The organism is Saccharothrix sp. CB00851 (assembly GCF_001905065.1).
Taxonomy (GTDB): Bacteria; Actinomycetota; Actinomycetes; order Mycobacteriales; family Pseudonocardiaceae; genus Actinosynnema.
The window spans coordinates 177,811-194,808 of the sequence record NZ_LWLC01000004.1; the positions used below are offsets into that span (position 1 = coordinate 177,811).

A 16,998-nucleotide genomic window follows, 5' to 3' on the forward strand; every position below is an offset into this window, starting at 1 on the left:
TCATCCGCCCAGGGTCTTCGACAGGGCGGCGTTCGCGTCGGCCGAGGCCTGGTCCAGCGGCTTCGCGCCGGTCAGGTACGCGGTCAGCATGTCCTTGAGCGGGTTCTGGCCCGACTCCACCGCGGCCCAGGACGGCGTGGTCGGGGTGACCTTGCCGTTCGGGGCGGACTCGGCCAGCGCCTTGCCCAGCGGGGTGGTGGCCAGCTTCGACGTGTCGGTCGAGGTGCCCGGCACCGCGCCGCCCTCGGCCAGCATGTCCTGGTACTTCTTGGACGACAGCAGCTTCAGGTACTCCTTGGCCAGGTCGCTGTTCTTGCTGCCGGCCGGGATGGCGAGGTTCGAGCCGCCCAGGAACACCGGGGCCGTCTTGCCCGCGGTCTTCGACGGGATCGGGAACGCCGAGGTCTTCTCCTTCAGCTCCGGGTTGGCCTTGACGGCGCCTGCGAGCTCCCACGGCAGGCCGATCATCATGCCGACCTTGCCCGTGGCGAACACCTCCATCTGCTGCGGCGTGGCCTCGTCGGCGTCCTTCGGCGCCTTCGTGCCGGAGGTGTCGACCAGCTTCTTGTAGAACTCCAGGCCCGCCTTGGCCTGCGGGGTGTCCAGCGCGCCCGCCCAGGCGGAGCCCTGCGGCTTGGCCACGTCGCCGCCCTCGTCCCAGATGAACGACAGCAGCACGTACCACGACTGGCCGGGCAGGTAGAGGGGCTGGAACTCCGGGTCGGCGGCGTTCGCGGCCTTCAGCTTCTCGATCGCGGCGACCCACTCGTCACGCGACTTGGGCGCGGCGGTGACGCCCGCGGCCTCGAACAGGTCGGTCCGGTAGATGACCGTGCGGTTCGCGGCGTAGAACGGCAGGCCGTACTGCTTGCCGTCCCAGGTCAGCGAGTCCTCCAGGCCGCTGAGCCACTGGTCGCCGTTGAGGCCGGAGACGTCGCCGCTGAGGTCGAGCAGCGTCTCCTCGGCCGCGAACTTCGCCGTCTGGGTGTTGCCCAGCTCGATGACGTCCGGCGGGTTGTTGCTGGTCAGCGCGGTGGTCAGCTTCTCCTGGATGCCGTTCCACTTCTGGATCTCGTACTTGACGGTGACGCCGGGGTGCGAGTCCTGGAACTCCTTGTTCAGCGCGTCGGTCAGGGTGGTCGGCGCCGAGCCGTCCATCAACCACACCGTCAGCGTCTTGGGTTCTCCGGAGTTGCCGCTGCCGCCGTCGGAGCTCGTGCCACATCCGGCCACGGCCACCGCGAGTGCGGCGGCACCTACGGCCAGTCCTCTCCAGCCCTTCACGTTGTGCGCCCTTTCCCCATGCCCCGGTCCCGCGACCGGAACGTCTAAGTGGTGTAGACCAATGCGGCCTAGAGTGTGCCTCGCCACAGGGCATGTCAAGGCCGTTGCGGGACCGTTGCAAAGTCATCGGACCAATTTCTCGGCACTTGTCGGGGGTTCGGGCGCACGATCCGACGAGGACAAGGCATCCTGTGTCCGGGAGCGCTGGCAAGGTCGGCTGGCTAGGGGCGAGGAGGAAGGCATGCTCGAAACGAGCCCTGCGACTGGCGTGGACGCCAGGACTCGCGCGCAGCGCGAGCCGAAGTACTGGGGACTCAAGCGGCATCTGCTCGACCTCCTGCGCGCGTTGCCGCCCGGATCGCCGATCCCGACGGAACGTTCGCTGGCGGCCGAGTTCGACGTGTCGCGCACCACGGTGCGGCAAGCGCTTGCCGAACTCACCGTGGAGGGTCGGTTGCTGCGCGTGCAGGGCAAGGGCACGTTCGCGGCGGAACCCAAGGTGGCGCAACGGCTCCAGCTGTCGTCGTACACAGAGGACATGAAAGCCCAGGGCAGGCAGCCCTCGTCGCGGCTGATCGAGGCGTCGGAGATGCCCGCCGAGGCCGAACTGGCCAGGCTGCTGGGCGTGAGGGCGGGCGCCAAGGTCCTCCGCCTGCACCGGCTGCGCCTGGCCGACGGCGAGCCGATGGCGATCGAGACGACCCACCTGGCCCTGGGCCGCTTCCGCGGCCTGCGCCGCTACCTGGCCCCGGGCGCGTCGCTGTACCAGGTGCTGCGGGAGCGGTTCGGCGTCGAGATGGGGCACGCGGAGGAGACTATTGAGACGGCGCTCGCCTCGCCCGAGGAAGCGGAGCTGCTCGGCGCCGACATCGGCCTGCCGATGCTGCTGCTGTCGCGGCACTCGTTCGACACAGAGGGCAACCCGGTGGAATGGGTGCGCTCGGTGTACCGGGGCGACCGCTACAAGTTCGTCGCCACCCTGAACCGCCCCGCCGACTGACGCCCAATTCCGACCTCCGGCCCGACGCTCGCTCGAACCCCTCTGTTCGAGCGAGATGACCGCCGGTCAGACGGCCCGGCGGTCGCCGACGAGCGCGGGGGCGATCGGCGCCGGGGCGTGTGCGGCCGCCTTGCCTCGCTTCGCAGTAGTAGGGGTTCGTGTCATCCCGCCGACCTGGCTTTGCCCTACCGCACGTGTCAAGGGGGCACCTCTCGGCGTGACCGGCGGGTTGGGCTGGAACTGCCCCCTTGACGCGTGTGGTAGCCCGGAGGGAGGTCGGTGGGATGACACGAAACCCGGGACCACGCTGGATCAGCAGTTCCCGACGCAACGACACCCCGAACGGAACCGGGGGATGTCATCCTGCTGATCTGCCCGTCCGGCGAGGACGCTTTTGATCTTTTCGGCTTACGGCCTTCGGCTTACGGCCTTCGGCTTACGGCCTTCGGCTTACGGCCTTCGGCTTTCGGCTCCGGCGCGCCCTGTACGCAACTCCGAGCGCACAATGGGCCGGGTGGCGGAGACAGTGGTGTGGGGCACGGGCCGGGCCAAGGCCGTGTTGGCGACGACCATCCTCGGCTCGGGCATGGCGATGCTCGACAGCACGATCGTCAACGTCGCCCTGCCCCGCATCGGCGCCGAGCTGGAAGCCTCGGTCGCCGGCCTGCAGTGGATCCTCGACGGTTACCTGCTGGCCCTGGCCTCGCTGATCCTGATCGCGGGCTCGCTCGGTGACCGCTACGGCCGCCGCCGGGTCTTCACCTTCGGCGTGCTCTGGTTCGGTGCGGCCTCCCTGCTCTGCGGCCTGGCACCGACGACGGAACTGCTGGTCGTCGCACGGGTGCTCCAAGGCGTCGGCGGAGCGCTGCTGACCCCCGGCTCGCTCGCCATCCTCCAGTCGGTGTTCGTCCGCGCCGACCGGGGCCGGGCGATCGGCGCGTGGTCCGGCCTGTCCGGCGTGGCCACGGCGATCGGGCCGCTGCTCGGCGGGCTGCTGGTGCAGGTGTGGTCGTGGCGGCTCGCGTTCCTGATCAACCTGCCGGTCGCGGCGCTGTGCGTGTGGCTGGCCCGCCGCCACGTGCCGGAGTCCCGCGACGACGCCCTCACCGGCCACCCGAACATCGGTGAGTCGGTCGTCGGCGCGATCGGCCTGGCGGGCATCACCGGCGCGCTGGTCGAGGCGCCGGTCCGGGGTGCGGACGCGCTCGTGGTCACGGCGGCGGTGGTCGGCGTGGGCTGCCTGGTGGTGTTCGTCGTGATGCAGCGCCGGGGCCGCGACCCGCTCGTCCCGCCGCAGCTGTTCGCCGATCGCACGTTCGTGCTGGCCAACGCCCTGACGTTCCTCGTCTACGCGGCCCTGGGCGGGGTGATGGTGCTCATGGTGCTGCAGCTGCAGGTGTCACTGCACTACTCGCCGACCGCCTCCGGCCTGGCGAGCCTGCCCATCACGCTGATCATGCTGGCCCTGTCCGCCCGCTCCGGCGCGCTCGCCCAGCGCATCGGGCCCCGCGCGCAACTCGTCGGAGGACCGGTCCTGATCGGGGTCGGCATGCTGATGCTGCGCTGGGTCGAGCCGGGCGCGGGCTACTGGACGGGCGTGCTGCCCGGCCTGCTGGTGTTCGGCTTCGGCCTGGCCGCCGTGGTGGCGCCGGTGACGGCGACCGTGCTGGCCGCCGCCCCCGACCGGTTCGCGGGGGTGGCCTCGGGCGTGAACAACGCCGTCGCCCGCACCGGCAGCCTGGTCGCGGTGGCCGTGCTGCCCGCCGTGGCGGGCCTGACCGGCGCCCAGTACGCCGACCCGACCGCGCTCACCGAGGGCTGGCAGACGGCCCTGCTGGTGTGCGCGGTCGCGTCCATCGTCGGCGGCCTGCTGGCCCTCGGCACGGACAACGGCGTGCTCAAGCCGACCCCGGAGGTGCCCGAGTGCCACAACTGCGCCGTGGACGGCCCGCCCGCGCGCGTGCACGACTGAAGCACAGGCCTAGAGGTACCGGGCGAACACCTCCGGGTCGACGTTCCCGCCGGACAGCACCGCCACCGTCCCACCGGACGACTCCCACTCGGACCGTCGCGCGAGGTAGGCGGCGACGGTGACCGCGCCGCTGGGCTCCACCACGAGCCGCGCCCGCCGGGCGAGCACGCCGACCGCCGCCCCGATCTGCTCCTCCGACACCGTCACGATGTCGTCCACGTAGGCCCGCATGTGCTCGAACGTCAGCTCGGACGGCTCGGCGCGCAGCCCGTCGGCGATCGTCCTGGCCCGGTCCTCGGCGGGCCACCGGATGAGCGTGCCGACCCGCAGCGACTCGGCCGCGTCACCGGCCAGCTCCGGCTCCACCCCGATCACCCGCGTGGCCGGGCTGAGCGCCTTCACCGCCGCGGCCACGCCGGAGATCAACCCGCCGCCGCTGACCGGCACCAGCACCGTGCCCAGGTCGGGCTTGTCGGCGATCACCTCCAGCCCGACGGTGCCCTGACCGGCGATGACGTCCGGGTGGTCGAACGGCGGGATCAGCGTCGCGCCCCGTTCGGCCACCAGCTCGGCGGCCCGCGCCTCCCGCCGCACCATCGGCACCTGCACGACCTCGGCGCCGTGCGAGCGGGTCGCGTCGACCTTGACCCGCGGGGTGTCGTCCGGCACGACGATCACCGCGGGCACGCCGAACAGCTCCGCCGCGTACGCGACGGCCTGCGCGTGGTTCCCGCTGGAGTAGGCGACGACGCCGCGCGCCCGCACGTCCTCGGGCAGCCGTGCCAGCGCGTTGTACGCGCCGCGGACCTTGAACGCGCCGACCGGCTGCAGGCTCTCCGGCTTGAGCCACAACCCGTCGTCGAACCGCAGCAGGGGAGTGCGGACCGCGGCGCCCTTGATGCGGTCGGCGGCGGCTTGGAGATCGGAGATCGTGACGAGTCCCATGTGCCGATCCTCACCCCTGCGGCGGCATCGCGGCTACACGGGTCGTTACCGAAACTCCTCCTGCCTCGCCCACCCGGGGCAACAGCATTCACACGTCCGTGGCTGGCTTCACCGAATCACTTACTTCTGGCAAATCCGCCCGAATCGGTGATCGTCTCACTACCTTGAGTGAGAGTTAACTGTCAAACGCTACACAGCGCAGTCACGTCGGCGTGTGCTGTGACACACTTCGCCCTCAGATGGCCTGAACCGTAATAGGTAACAGGGTCATAACGTCGCTCGAACGGGCGAGTACTGATCGGTAGAGACCGGGGAGGAGTGCCATGCGAGACGCCGGAGAGCGGTCCTTGCCGTGCGCCTCACCGAGCGCGACGAGCGCGACGACGGACTCGAAGACCCGAGCGACGACCCGGGCGAGAAGTAAAGGGGTGGGGCGACCCCTGCCGCCGCCCCACCACCCGTCCCCCTAGAGCCCCCGAGAGCGGTCCCTGCAACCAGGCTCTCGGGTTCCCTGCACCCGAAGATGAGGGAGACGCCTAATGAACCGCACGAGTGCGGTCCGCCACACGACGGCCGTCCTGCTGGCCGTTGGTGCGGCTACAGCTCTCAGCGTACCGGCCATCGCGGCACCCGCCGCGCCCTATGGCGCAAGCCCGGCCGACACGGAGAGCTACCCCGCCGAGTTGCTCCAAGCGGCGCAGCGTGACCTCGGCCTGACCGCCGAACAGGTCACCGCCCGTTTGGCGAGTGACACCCGGGCGGGTGAGGTCGAGTCCGCGGCGAAGGCCGCGGTCGGGAGTGCCTTCGCGGGCTCCTGGATCAACCAGGCGACCGGCAAGCTCGTCGTCGCGGTGACCGACCCGGCGAAGGCGCGCGCGGCGAAGACCGTGGGCGCCGACGCCAAGTACGTCGCCTTCTCCCACCGGCAGCTGGCCGGTGCGAAGGCGGCGATCGACGGCCTGTCGGCGCCCGAGTCGGTCACCGGCTGGTGGGTCGACGAGCCGACGAACTCGGTCGTCGTCGAGGTCAACCGGGTCAAGCGCGACGCGGCGGCGGAGTCGTTCCTGGCCTCGGCCAAGTCGGTCAGCCCTGCGGTGCGGGTGGTCGAGGTCGACCACAGCCCCACCACGCTGTACGACACCCGCGGTGGTGACGCCTACTACATGGGTGGCGGCCGTTGCTCGGTCGGCTTCTCGGTGACCGCGGGTGGCTACGTGACGGCGGGCCACTGCGGCCGCGTGGGCACCACGACCCAGGGCTACAACCGCGTCACCTCGGGTTCGTTCGCGGGCTCGTCGTTCCCGACCAACGACTACGCGTGGGTTCGCACGAACTCCAGCTGGACCTCGCGTCCGTGGGTCAACCGCTACAACGGCACCAACGTCGTGGTGAAGGGCTCCTCGGAGGCCGCGATCGGCGCGGCGATCTGCCGCTCCGGCTCGACCACCGGCTGGCGCTGCGGCTACGTCCAGGCCAAGAACCAGACGGTCCGCTACTCGCAGGGCGCGGTCTACGGCATGACGCGGACCAACGCGTGCGCCGAGCCCGGTGACTCCGGCGGCTCGTGGGTGGCGGGCAGTGGCTACGGCCAGGCCCAGGGTGTGACCTCCGGCGGTTCGGGCAACTGCTCCACCGGTGGCACGACCTACTTCCAGCCGGTCAACGAGATCCTCAGCGTCTACGGCCTGCGGCTCGCGATCGGCTGACCTGAAGGTCGGCGCGTGGTCGTCCCCTGCGGACCGCGCACTGCTTGACGCAACGCCCCTCGGGTTCCGACCCGGGGGGCGTTCGCGCGCGGGTCAGGCGAACTGCACGGACCGCTTGGACAGCCCGTACCAGAACCCGTCCACGGTGGTCGTGGCCTCCTGCGCGGCGCTCGCGCCCAACGACACGAACAGCGGTGCGAAGTGCTCGGTGCGCGGGTGCGCGATGCCCGCGGCGGGCGCCTTGCGCTGGAAGTCCAGCAACGCGTCCACGTCGCCGTCGGCCAGCGCCCGGCCCGCCCAGTCGTCGAACTCGGCCGACCACGACGGCGGCTCGTAGTCGGGGCCCGCGGACATGTCCACGCAGCTCAAGTTGTGGGTCATGAACCCGCTGCCGACGATCAGCACGCCCTGCTCGCGCAGCGGCGCGAGCAGGCGGCCGACGTCGAACAGGTCGCGCGGGTCGAGGCTGGGCATGGACATCTGCAGCACGGGGACGTCCGCCTCGGGGAACATCTCCTTCAGCGGCACGTACGCGCCGTGGTCGAGCCCGCGCCGCTCGTCGTGCGCCACGGGCCGGTCGACCAGCCCGGCGACCTCGCGTGCCAGTTCGGGCGCGCCCGGCGCGTCGTAGGTGACCTCGTAGTACCGCCGGGGGAAGCCCCGGAAGTCGTACGTCAGCGGCACGGTGGTGGTCGCGCCGAGCGTGAGCGGGTCGTTCTCCCAGTGCGCGGACACGACGAGGATGGACTCGGGACGCGGCAACGTCGCCGACCACGACCTCAGCTCGCCGGTCCACCGCTCGTCGTCGGCCAGCGGGGGTGCCCCGTGGCCCAGGTACAGCACAGGCATCACGCCGTCGACTGTACGCCCTTTAGTTGAAGTTTCAACCAGGCTGCGGCGGCGCGGGGGTCCTCGGCCTCGGTGATGGCGCGCACGACCACGACCCGCTCCGCGCCCGCCGCCAGCACCTCCGGCAGCCGTGCGCGGTCGATGCCACCGATCGCGAACCACGGCCGGTCGGAAGTGCCCGCGGTGGCGCGCACCAGGTCCAGCCCCGGCGCCGGACGGCCAGGCTTGGTCGGCGTCGGCCAGCACGGCCCGGTGCAGAAGTAGTCCACCCCCGGCTCCGCGGCCGCCGCCCGCGCCTGCCCGACGTCGTGGGTGGACCGGCCGATCACCACGTCGTCGCCGACGACCCGGCGGGCGAGCGGCACCGGCAGGTCGTCCTGGCCCAGGTGCAGCACGTCCGCGTCCACGGCGAGCGCCACGTCGGCCCGGTCGTTGACCGCGAGCAGCGCGCCGTGCCGGGCGCACGCCTCGGCGAGCACCTCCAGCGCGGCGATCTCCTGCTTGGCTTCGAGGCCCTTGTCCCGCAGCTGCACGATGTCCACGCCGCCCGCGAGCGCGGCGTCCGCGAACTCGGCGAGGTCGGGCCGCGCGGGCGTGCAGAGGTAGAGCCGTGCGTCGGCGAGCCGCCGCCTGATGAGCGTTCCGTCGAGTCCTGGCACGGGCGGCACCGTAACCGCAGGGGCGTTTCGTGCGCTACGGTGGACGTGGTCCGCACGGGAGCCTGGAACACACCGGGCTGAGAGGGAGCGTGGTTCGCTCCGACCGTCGAACCTGATCCGGGTCATGCCGGCGCAGGGAGCGTGAGTGCCTTGGCAATGCGAGTGACCGTCGTCGGCGGTGGTGTCATCGGGCTGTCCGTGGCCTGGTACGCGGCACGTGCCGGCTACCGGGTCGTGGTGGTCGACCGCGGTTCACCGCACGGCGGTTCGTGGGTCGCGGGCGGGATGCTCGCACCGATCACCGAGGCGTGGCCGGGCGACGAGGACGTGCTGGCGCTCGGCGTCGAGTCGTTGGAGCTGTGGCCGGAGTTCGCGCGTGATCTCGGTGTCGCGTTGAGCCCGGTGGGCACGTTGGCGGTGGCCGTCGACCGGGCCGACGTCGAGGTGCTGGACCAGTTGTGCGCCTACCTCGGGCGGATGGGGCGGTCGGCGTCGAAGCTGACGGGCCGCGAGCTTCGGGCACGGGAGCCGGGGCTCGGTCCGGTCCGGAGTGGACTGTCGGTGCCGGGTGACGTGGCCGTGGACAACCGGGCGTTGTTGCGGGCGCTGCGGGAGGCGTGCGCCGGCAACGGTGTGGTGTTCGCACCGGACACCGCGTCGGACGGTGGTTCGGAGTCGGACGTGACGGTGATCGCGGCCGGCGCGTGGAGCCGCGACCTGCACCCGGCGCTGCGCGGGGTGATCCGTCCGGTGAAGGGCGAGATCCTGCGGCTGTCGGCGCGGCCGGGCGCGCTGCCGCCACCCCGGCACACGATCCGCGCCCAGGTCTCCGGCCGCCCGGTCTACTTCGTGCCGCGCGAGGGCGGGTTCGTGCTCGGCGCCACCCAGTACGAAGCCGGGTTCGACGGTGACGTGACCGTGGGCGGTGTGCGCGACCTGCTGCGCGACGCCGAGGTGGTGTGGCCGGGCATCGCCGAGTACGGGCTGGCCGAGGTCGCCGCCGGGTTCCGCGCGGGCAGCCCCGACAACGCGCCGGTCATCGACTGGCTCGAACCCGGCGTGCTGGCCGCCACCGGCCACCACCGCAACGGTCTGCTGCTCGCGCCCGTCACGGCGCGGCGGGTGCTCACCCTGCTCCGCGAAGGAGGAAACAGCCGGTGAAGGCGAAGGTCAACGGTCTGGAACGGGAACTGGCCGACGGGTCGACCGTCGCCACCGTGCTCGCGCTGCTCGACGCGCCCGCCAGCGGTGTCGCGGTCGCCCTGGACGGCGAGGTCGTGCCGCGGGCGGCGTGGGGGACGACGTCGGTGCCCGAAGGGTCCGCGGTCGAGGTGCTGACCGCCGTGCAGGGAGGGTGACGTGGACGATCCGCTGGTGATCGCCGGGCGCGAGTTCGGCTCGCGGTTGATCATGGGAACCGGTGGTGCGGCGAACCTGTCGGTGCTGGAACGCGCGCTGGTGGCGTCCGGCACCGAGTTGACGACGGTCGCGATGCGGCGCCTGGACTCGTCCGGCGGCGGCGTGCTGGACCTGCTCGGCCGGCTGGGCGTCGCCGCGCTGCCGAACACGGCCGGCTGCCGCACCGCCGCCGAAGCCGTGCTCACGGCGCGGCTGGCGAGGGAGGCGCTGGGTACGGACTGGGTGAAGCTGGAGGTCGTCGCCGACGACCAGACCCTGCTGCCCGACCCGGTGGAACTGCTGGACGCGGCGGAGGAGCTGGTCGACGACGGGTTCGTGGTGCTGCCCTACACCTCCGACGACCCGGTGCTGGCGCTGCGCCTGGAACAGCTCGGCTGCGCCGCCGTCATGCCGCTGGGTTCGCCGATCGGGACGGGGCTGGGCATCCGCAACCCGCACAACATCGAGCTGATCGTGTCACGGGCGTCGGTCCCGGTGATCCTGGACGCGGGTGTCGGCACGGCGTCGGACGCGGCGTTGGCGATGGAACTGGGCTGCTCGGCCGTGCTGCTGGCGACCGCCGTGACGCGTGCGCAGGACCCGGAGCGGATGGCGGCGGCGATGCGCGCGGGCGTGGAAGCGGGCCGGTTGGCGCGGTTGGCGGGCCGGATCCCGAAGCGTTTCTGGGCGCACGCGTCGAGTCCGGCAGTGGAGTGATTGCCCGGCACGGCATGATGGATGCTCGCCCGTGTCCGTCTGCCCGAGGAGGAGTGCCGTGACGGCCGACCAGGTCGAGGACGCCACCGCCCGGCTGTACCTCGCGATCGGCAGGCTATCCCGGCTGCTCAGGCGCACCGGGTCGCCGGGGCTCGGGCCGGGTGCGGTGTCGGCTTTGGCGACGCTGGCCCGGTGCGGCCCCATGAGGCTGGGCGACCTGGCCGCCAAGGAGGGCGTCGCGCCGCCGACGTTGTCGCGGATCGTGGCGGCCTTGGTGGAGGCCCGGTACGTGCGCCGTGAACCGGACCCGCAGGACGGCCGTGCCTGGCTGGCGACACCGACACCCGAGGGCGTGACGATGGTGTCCGGCGTGCGTTCGGCGCGGGTGCGGGAGTTGCAGCGCAGGATCGAGGAGCTGAGCCCGGAGCACCGCGACGCCCTGGTCAACGCCCTGCCCGCGTTGGAGGAACTGGTCGGCGAGGTGAGCTGACCGCTTCCCGGGAGCTCGACGCCCCGGAATTGTCAGACCCTCGTGGCAGAATGAAGAACAGGGGTCCCCCTATGCGGGGACGCCTGCGCAGCGTTCGCGCGATCCAGGGTTCGAGCCTCCCGAGGTTCGTCAGCCCGAGGTTCGTCAGCCCGAGGTTCGTCAGCCCGAGGTCCGAGCCCCCGGAGGTTCGTCAGCCCGAGGTCCGTCAGCCCGGGGGTCGTGCAGCCCGGGGTTCGAGGCGTTCGGCGTTGAAGCCGGGCGAGGTTCAAGCGGGCCGGGCGAGTCGTTCCGCTCCCGCCTTCAGCGCCCGGTTGAACGCGTCGAACTCGCCGGTCAGCAGGTCGACGCTCGACGCGTACACCGAAGCCGCCGGCGGCCCGGTCCACGTCTCGCGGTTCACCAGCAGCGTCACGCCCGGCGACTCCTCGGACAGCTCCCACCGGTGCCTGCCGAAGAACAGCTCCGGGTCACCGCCCTCCGACGCCAGCAGCCGGGGCGGCTCGACCGCCGTGATCCGGCCCTCGAACTCGCGCTGCGCGGGCGAACCCCAGGCGGCCCGCGTGCGCACCTCCGCGCCCGCCACCGCCGTGCCGGACACGTACTCGATCAGCGAGTTCCACTCCGGCGGCGGGCGCTGGACGGTGGAGCACAAGGGCCTGGCCACGCTGCACGTCGTGCGGCAGGCCGAGCACCTGGCCGGCGACACCGAGGTCCGCACCCGCTTCCTGGCCTGCAACCGCGCCCTGCGCCGGGCGTTCGCCGAACGGCTCGGCGCGGACCGGGCGGCCGAGCCGGCGGCGTTCCTCGAGGGCGCGCTCACCTTGTGGCTGCCGGATCCCGAGACGGTCGACCTCCGCGCGCTGCACGAGGGCTACCTGCGGCGGCTGTGAGCAGCCACGCCACCAGCACGGCGAAGAACGCGCCCACCGTGTTGTTGATGAAGTCCTGCGCCTCGCACACCCCGATCGCGGTCAGGGCCTGCAGGAACTCCACCGCCCCGCTGAACGCCGCCGCGACGCCGAACACCGCCAGCGGACTGCGGGTGGCCAGCGTGGCGAAGAACGCGAACGGCACCAGCATCACCAGGTTCAGCCGCGGCAGGGAACCGGTCAGCGAGAACTCGTTGGCGACGCACATCCCGATCGGGTCGGTGGTGGCGACCGAGAACGACCCACCCGGCCGGGCCAGCGTCACGGCCACCGCCAACGCCAGCCCGCACCCCGCCAGCACCGCGGGCAACGCCGCCCAGCCACGCCGCCGCGCCAGCACGAACCCGACCGTGCCCAGCAGCACCGAGCCCGCGAACAGCGCCGTCACCGCCTCGGGCTGGCTCAACACCAGCTCGGCGACGTAAGCGTCCTGAAGTGCGCCCATGTCTTACAAGACGCGCGAGTTCCACGCCGGTGCCTGAGAGCATCCTTAGAACCGGTACCGCAGCACCCGCCCGACGTCCCTGACCTTCGGCAACCGGGCCATGACCCACATCGGCACCCGCCCCGACAGCGGCTCGGCGGCGATCTGCGGCAGCTCCACCGACCGCACCGCGTCCACGCACCTCAACCCCTCGTGCCAGGACTCCACCACGGCCGGATCATCCAGCCCCCAGTGCAACGTCGCCCCGGCCCGCCGCACCGCCGGCACCAGCTTCTGCAACCTGATCCCGAACGACCCGTACACGTCGAACAGCAGCTCACCACGCCCGAACCTCCCGGTGACCCGCCGCACCAGCCCGCGCACCTCGTCCCCGGTCAAGTACATGGTCAGCCCCTCGAACACGGCCACCACGGGCCGGTCCGCCGGCACCTCGGCCCACCACCGGGCGTCCGTCACGGACGCGTGCACCAGCCGGTAGTCCCCGCCCGGCACGTCCAGCAGCCGTTCTCGCAGCACCGCCACCGACGGCAGGTCGACGTCCACCCACCGCACCCCCGGCCCGAACGCCATCCGCTGCGCACGCGTGTCCAGCCCGCACGCCAGGTGCAGCACGGTCGCCGACGGGTGCCGGGCCAGGAAGTCGGCGGTCCAGTCGTCCAGCAGCTTCGCCCGCATCGCGACCCCCGCCGCCGTCGACGCGGTGATGCCGGTGCGCGGGAAGTCGTACTCGATGCGCGACACGGCGTCCAACGCGGCGGTGTCACCGAGGATCGGCTGCCGCGCGCGGGCGTCGAGCGCCCGCGCGTACAGCGTCGCCAGCATCGTCTCCGGAGCGCCGGTCAGGTCGACCTCCACCCCACCGAAGCTAGCCCTCCAACCGCCACAACGGCGACACGGGACCGACCCCGCCACCCAACGGGTACGCGGCGGCCACCGAGCGGACGATGAAGTCCTTGCCGAACCGCACCGCCGACGGCACGTCCGCACCCCGCGCGAGCTGCGACGCGATCGCCGACGCGAGCGTGTCACCGCTGCCGTGCGTGTGCTTGACGTCGTACCGGGGACCGAGCAGCTCGACGAACTCCGCACCGTCGAACAGCACGTCCAGGCACTCCGGGTCGTCCCACAGGTGCCCGCCCTTCACCAGCACCCACCGCGGGCCCATCGCGTGCAGCGCCTCGGCGGCCTTGCGCTGGTCGGCACGGCTGCGCACGTCGATCCCGGTGAGCAGCCGCACCTCGTCCAGGTTCGGCGTCACCAGCGTCGCCCGCGGGAACAGCAACGTCCGCAACGCGTCCAGCGCGTCATCGGCCAGCAGCTGGTTGCCGTGCATCGACGCCGCCACCGGGTCCACCACGAACGGCCCGACGTCCACCCGGTCCACCGCCGCCGCGACCGCCTCGATGATCGCCGCCGACGCCAGCATCCCCGTCTTCGCCGCGTCCACCCCGATGTCGGTGGCCACCGCCTCGATCTGCGCGGCCACCACGTCCGGCGGGATCTCGGTGTACCCGGTGACACCCAGCGAGTTCTGCACGGTCACCGCCGTGACCGCCGTCATCCCGTGCACACCGCACGCGAACAACGTCCTCAGATCGGCCTGCAGGCCCGCACCACCGCCGGAATCGGACCCGGCGATGGTGAGGACCCTCGGTGGCGTGGACGCCATCAGTCGACCACCGGCAGGTACACCTTGGCACCGTGGTCGGTGAACTCGTGCGACTTCTCCTCCATGCCCGCCTCGATCGCCTCCACAGTGGACAGACCGCGCTCCTCCGCGTACCGCCGCACGTCCTGGGTGATCTTCATCGAGCAGAACTTCGGCCCGCACATCGAGCAGAAGTGCGCCGTCTTCGCGGGCGCCGCGGGCAGCGTCTCGTCGTGGTAGGACCGAGCCGTGTCCGGGTCCAGCGACAGGTTGAACTGGTCCTCCCACCGGAACTCGAACCGCGCCTTCGACAGCGCGTCGTCCCAGTCCTGCGCGCCCGGGTGGCCCTTGGCCAGGTCCGCCGAGTGCGCCGCGATCTTGTACGTGATCACGCCGGTCTTCACGTCGTCCCGGTTCGGCAGGCCCAGGTGCTCCTTCGGCGTGACGTAGCACAGCATCGCCGTGCCCAGCCAGCCGATCTGCGCCGCACCGATCGCCGACGTGATGTGGTCGTACGCGGGCGCGATGTCCGTGGCCAGCGGCCCGAGGGTGTAGAACGGCGCCTCGCCGCACCACTCCTCCTCCAACCGCACGTTCTCCGCGATCTTGTGCATCGGCACGTGACCCGGGCCCTCGATCATCACCTGCACGTCCTTCGCCCGCGCGATGTGCGTGAGCTCGCCCAACGTCCTCAGCTCGGCGAACTGCGCCTCGTCGTTGGCGTCCGCGATCGAACCCGGCCGCAGCCCGTCACCCAGGCTGAACGTCACGTCGTAGGCGCGCAGGATGTCGCACAGCTCCTCGAAGTGCGTGTAGAGGAAGCTCTCCTTGTGGTGCGCCAGGCACCACGCGGCCATGATCGACCCACCGCGCGACACGATGCCCGTCACCCGGCGGGCGGTCAGCGGCACGTACCGCAGCAGCACGCCCGCGTGCACCGTCATGTAGTCGACGCCCTGCTCGGCCTGCTCGATGACGGTGTCGCGGTAGACCTCCCACGACAGCTTCGCCGGATCGCCGTCCACCTTCTCCAACGCCTGGTAGATCGGCACCGTGCCGATCGGCACCGGCGAGTTCCGCATGATCCACTCACGCGTCTCGTGGATCCGCTTGCCCGTCGACAGGTCCATGATCGTGTCGGCGCCCCACCGCGACGCCCACACCATCTTCTCCACCTCCTCCTCGATCGAGGAGGTCACGGCCGAGTTGCCGATGTTCGCGTTGATCTTCACGAGGAACTTCTTGCCGATGATCATCGGCTCGGCCTCGGGGTGGTTGCGGTTGAGCGGGATGACCGCCCGGCCGATCGCCACCTCGTCCCGGACGAACTCCGGGCTCATGTTCTCGCGGGCCGCCACGAACCGCATCTCCGGCGTGATGATCCCCGCCTTGGCGTACGCCAGCTGGGTCACCGCCCCGTGCACGGGCTCGCGCGCCGCGACCCAGTCCGCGCGCAGCTTCGGAAGTCCACTGTGGACGTCGATGGTCGCGTTGTCGTCGGTATACGGACCGGAAGTGTCGTACAGATCGACGTGATCGCCGTTGGTCAGCCCAACCCGGCGGAACGGGACCCGCACACCCTCGCCCACCTCGCGGTAGACCTTGTGGGAGCCCGAGATGGGGCCGGTGGTCACACTGGGCTTGACCGAACGGTCGTCAAGTGCCGTCACGACATTCCTCCCTACGCCGGCATTACCCGGTCAGGTTCAGGCGGTCGGCGGCACCGGAGCCTCGCGCTCCAGCCACCCTCTCAGCCCGCTGTGGCGCGAGCTCCCGCGTGTGTTGAGTTATCGGTGTGAGTCGAGCTGTCGGCCTGACCATAGCCACGGCCAGGTGCCGATGCCAAGGTGCGGATGCCAAGCGCCACCGGTTGCGCGTACCTTTCTCGCGTGGCTGATCACCAGCCGTTCCCGCCCGGCGCCCGGCGCGTGGCCCGCCCCGCCGCCGTCTCGCCGTGCCCGTCGTGCGGCGACCTGGCCGGCCGCGGCTACCCCGCGTGCCGGTTCTGCGCGGAGCTCGTCGACCAGTACTGGCTGCTCGACTGGCAGGAGCTGCTGGCCGCCGAACAGCTCGCCGAGGGCGGGGCGGGAGAACGTGAACTGGCCGAACTCGTCCTCGCCGACGAAGTCGGACGGCACCCCTGGACGTGCACCGACTGGGCGATGACGCTGCTCGCGTGCTCCCAGTGCGGCGAGGAACTGGCCACCGGGCCCGCCGACTGCGTGCGCTGCGCCATGGCCGACGGCCTGCGCTGGTCGTGGGACCACGCCGGGTACCCGGTGGCGATCAGTGCGGGCGAGCACGCACTGCGTGCGGCCCGCGCGGCACTGCGCGCACCACACCGCCACCGTGCCGCCACCGTTGGTGCCTGGCGCCTGCTGCTGCCGTTCCTGCTGGTGGGGGAGCTGCCGACGGTCGGTCAAGTGCGTCGCATCAGAGCCGCCGTCCTAGCCGGCACCTACGCCGACCTGGCCCGCTGCACCACCCACGTCGAACTGGCGACCTACCCGGAACTGCCCTGGCGACGCCCCGACCACTCACAACGTGCCGACCACCAACCGAAGACCCAACCCGATCGGCACCCCGCCACAGCCCCACTCCAAGACACACCGCAGCCAGGCGCGGGCGAGCGTGCCACCGACCCGGTCACGGGCCTGCCAGGCCCGTGACCAGCCCGAACAGCAACAATCCACCCCTCTCCCGCCACCCACACCGGCCACCTAACCGGGTGAACCTCAAAAACCAACGAACCAAAACGCCGTTATCCGCCCCCTCGAACGTCGGTTAAAACAACGAGGACCGCCCCTCAACCCCCGCCCCACACCACCCACCGCCCGAGCCCCCACCCCAGACCCACCGGCGGCCTCTCGGATCCACCGCCGGCCGCCGGACCCACCGCCGGCCCGGACCCACCGCCGGCCCGGACCCACCGCCAGCCCGGACCCACCGCCAGCCC

Annotated in this window: 18 protein-coding genes and 1 riboswitch; of the genes, 9 read left to right on the top strand and 9 right to left on the bottom strand. The window is 71.7% G+C overall.

The features are described 5' to 3' along the window. Window positions 1–1,284, bottom strand: a complete 1,284-nt coding sequence (locus tag A6A25_RS07125) for a sugar ABC transporter substrate-binding protein (RefSeq protein WP_073887005.1) — start codon at window positions 1,282–1,284, stop codon at window positions 1–3. A gap of 241 nt (window positions 1,285–1,525) precedes the next feature. Here A6A25_RS07125 and A6A25_RS07130 point away from each other — a divergent pair, with 241 nt between their 5' ends. Both A6A25_RS07130 and A6A25_RS07135 read left to right on the top strand, forming a co-directional pair. Beyond that, entirely contained in the window at window positions 1,526–2,284 is a 759-nt protein-coding gene (locus tag A6A25_RS07130; RefSeq protein WP_073887006.1) for a GntR family transcriptional regulator, read from the top strand. A 514-nt stretch (window positions 2,285–2,798) separates the two neighbouring features. Then, the gene (locus tag A6A25_RS07135; RefSeq protein WP_241828534.1) at window positions 2,799–4,256 is read left to right on the top strand and encodes an MFS transporter; all 1,458 of its coding nucleotides are present in this window, start codon (window positions 2,799–2,801) and stop codon (window positions 4,254–4,256) included. Between the two features lie 9 nt (window positions 4,257–4,265). Here the strand turns inward: A6A25_RS07135 and A6A25_RS07140 are convergent, their stop codons facing one another. After that, window positions 4,266–5,201 (bottom strand): threonine ammonia-lyase, encoded by a 936-nt coding sequence (locus A6A25_RS07140; RefSeq protein ID WP_073887008.1) that lies wholly within the window; start codon window positions 5,199–5,201, stop codon window positions 4,266–4,268. A gap of 539 nt (window positions 5,202–5,740) precedes the next feature. On the opposite strand from A6A25_RS07140, the gene A6A25_RS07145 reads away from it, so the two are divergent. After that, the gene (locus A6A25_RS07145; RefSeq protein ID WP_073887009.1) at window positions 5,741–6,907 is read left to right on the top strand and encodes a S1 family peptidase; all 1,167 of its coding nucleotides are present in this window, start codon (window positions 5,741–5,743) and stop codon (window positions 6,905–6,907) included. Between the two features lie 93 nt (window positions 6,908–7,000). Here A6A25_RS07145 and A6A25_RS07150 read toward each other — a convergent pair whose 3' ends face one another. Both A6A25_RS07150 and thiE read right to left on the bottom strand, forming a co-directional pair. Further along, complete coding sequence (locus A6A25_RS07150) at window positions 7,001–7,756, bottom strand: dioxygenase family protein (protein WP_073887010.1); 756 nt, start codon at window positions 7,754–7,756, stop codon at window positions 7,001–7,003. Further along, complete coding sequence (gene thiE, locus A6A25_RS07155) at window positions 7,756–8,415, bottom strand: thiamine phosphate synthase (protein ID WP_073887076.1); 660 nt, start codon at window positions 8,413–8,415, stop codon at window positions 7,756–7,758. The genes A6A25_RS07150 and thiE overlap by 1 nt, the downstream gene beginning before the upstream one ends. A gap of 44 nt (window positions 8,416–8,459) precedes the next feature. Continuing rightward, a riboswitch (TPP riboswitch) is annotated at window positions 8,460–8,571 on the top strand. Here thiE and thiO point away from each other — a divergent pair. The 4 genes from thiO to A6A25_RS07175 are packed head-to-tail and all read left to right on the top strand — an operon-like array spanning window position 8,572 to window position 11,020. Then, window positions 8,572–9,576, top strand: a complete 1,005-nt coding sequence (thiO, locus tag A6A25_RS07160; protein WP_073887011.1) for a glycine oxidase ThiO — start codon at window positions 8,572–8,574, stop codon at window positions 9,574–9,576. Next, a complete protein-coding gene (gene thiS / locus A6A25_RS07165; protein ID WP_073887012.1) occupies window positions 9,573–9,773 on the top strand; it encodes a sulfur carrier protein ThiS in 201 nt (66 codons plus the stop codon). The genes thiO and thiS overlap by 4 nt, the downstream gene beginning before the upstream one ends. Before the next feature lies 1 nt (window position 9,774). Next, a complete protein-coding gene (locus tag A6A25_RS07170) occupies window positions 9,775–10,530 on the top strand; it encodes a thiazole synthase (RefSeq protein WP_073887013.1) in 756 nt (251 codons plus the stop codon). A 58-nt stretch (window positions 10,531–10,588) separates the two neighbouring features. Next, window positions 10,589–11,020 (top strand): MarR family winged helix-turn-helix transcriptional regulator, encoded by a 432-nt coding sequence (locus A6A25_RS07175; protein ID WP_073887014.1) that lies wholly within the window; start codon window positions 10,589–10,591, stop codon window positions 11,018–11,020. Between the two features lie 265 nt (window positions 11,021–11,285). Here the strand turns inward: A6A25_RS07175 and A6A25_RS07180 are convergent, their stop codons facing one another. After that, a complete protein-coding gene (locus A6A25_RS07180; RefSeq protein ID WP_143192999.1) occupies window positions 11,286–11,588 on the bottom strand; it encodes a hypothetical protein in 303 nt (100 codons plus the stop codon). On the opposite strand from A6A25_RS07180, the gene A6A25_RS44615 reads away from it, so the two are divergent. Further along, window positions 11,581–11,910, top strand: coding sequence for a hypothetical protein (locus tag A6A25_RS44615; RefSeq protein ID WP_198932595.1), 330 nt, complete (start codon window positions 11,581–11,583; stop codon window positions 11,908–11,910). The genes A6A25_RS07180 and A6A25_RS44615 overlap by 8 nt on opposite strands. Here A6A25_RS44615 and A6A25_RS07190 read toward each other — a convergent pair. From A6A25_RS07190 to thiC, 4 genes are read right to left on the bottom strand one after another with little or no spacing between them, the layout of a single operon-like run. Then, entirely contained in the window at window positions 11,837–12,394 is a 558-nt protein-coding gene (locus A6A25_RS07190; protein WP_073887017.1) for a VanZ family protein, read from the bottom strand. The two genes, A6A25_RS44615 and A6A25_RS07190, sit on opposite strands and share 74 nt — an antisense overlap. Before the next feature lie 45 nt (window positions 12,395–12,439). Beyond that, a complete protein-coding gene (locus tag A6A25_RS07195; RefSeq protein WP_073887018.1) occupies window positions 12,440–13,249 on the bottom strand; it encodes a class I SAM-dependent methyltransferase in 810 nt (269 codons plus the stop codon). 10 nt (window positions 13,250–13,259) lie between these two features. Beyond that, a complete protein-coding gene (gene thiD, locus A6A25_RS07200) occupies window positions 13,260–14,063 on the bottom strand; it encodes a bifunctional hydroxymethylpyrimidine kinase/phosphomethylpyrimidine kinase (protein WP_073887019.1) in 804 nt (267 codons plus the stop codon). Then, window positions 14,063–15,712, bottom strand: a complete 1,650-nt coding sequence (thiC, locus tag A6A25_RS07205) for a phosphomethylpyrimidine synthase ThiC (protein ID WP_073887020.1) — start codon at window positions 15,710–15,712, stop codon at window positions 14,063–14,065. The genes thiD and thiC overlap by 1 nt, the downstream gene beginning before the upstream one ends. Window positions 15,713–15,931: 219 nt before the next feature. On the opposite strand from thiC, the gene A6A25_RS07210 reads away from it, so the two are divergent. Beyond that, window positions 15,932–16,711 (top strand): hypothetical protein, encoded by a 780-nt coding sequence (locus tag A6A25_RS07210; protein ID WP_241828535.1) that lies wholly within the window; start codon window positions 15,932–15,934, stop codon window positions 16,709–16,711. Window positions 16,712–16,998: the final 287 nt, after the last annotated feature.

What these genes read in the sequence shown, in the direction of transcription:
- A6A25_RS07130 (WP_073887006.1), top strand. Translation starts at nt 1,526, where the DNA reads ATGCTCGAAACGAGCCCTGCGACTGGCGTGGACGCCAGGACTCGCGCG.
- A6A25_RS07140 (WP_073887008.1), bottom strand. Translation starts at nt 5,201, where the DNA reads ATGGGACTCGTCACGATCTCCGATCTCCAAGCCGCCGCCGACCGCATC.
- A6A25_RS07145 (WP_073887009.1), top strand. Translation starts at nt 5,741, where the DNA reads ATGAACCGCACGAGTGCGGTCCGCCACACGACGGCCGTCCTGCTGGCC.
- A6A25_RS07150 (WP_073887010.1), bottom strand. Translation starts at nt 7,756, where the DNA reads ATGCCTGTGCTGTACCTGGGCCACGGGGCACCCCCGCTGGCCGACGAC.
- thiO (WP_073887011.1), top strand. Translation starts at nt 8,572, where the DNA reads ATGCGAGTGACCGTCGTCGGCGGTGGTGTCATCGGGCTGTCCGTGGCC.
- A6A25_RS07190 (WP_073887017.1), bottom strand. Translation starts at nt 12,394, where the DNA reads ATGGGCGCACTTCAGGACGCTTACGTCGCCGAGCTGGTGTTGAGCCAG.
- thiD (WP_073887019.1), bottom strand. Translation starts at nt 14,063, where the DNA reads ATGGCGTCCACGCCACCGAGGGTCCTCACCATCGCCGGGTCCGATTCC.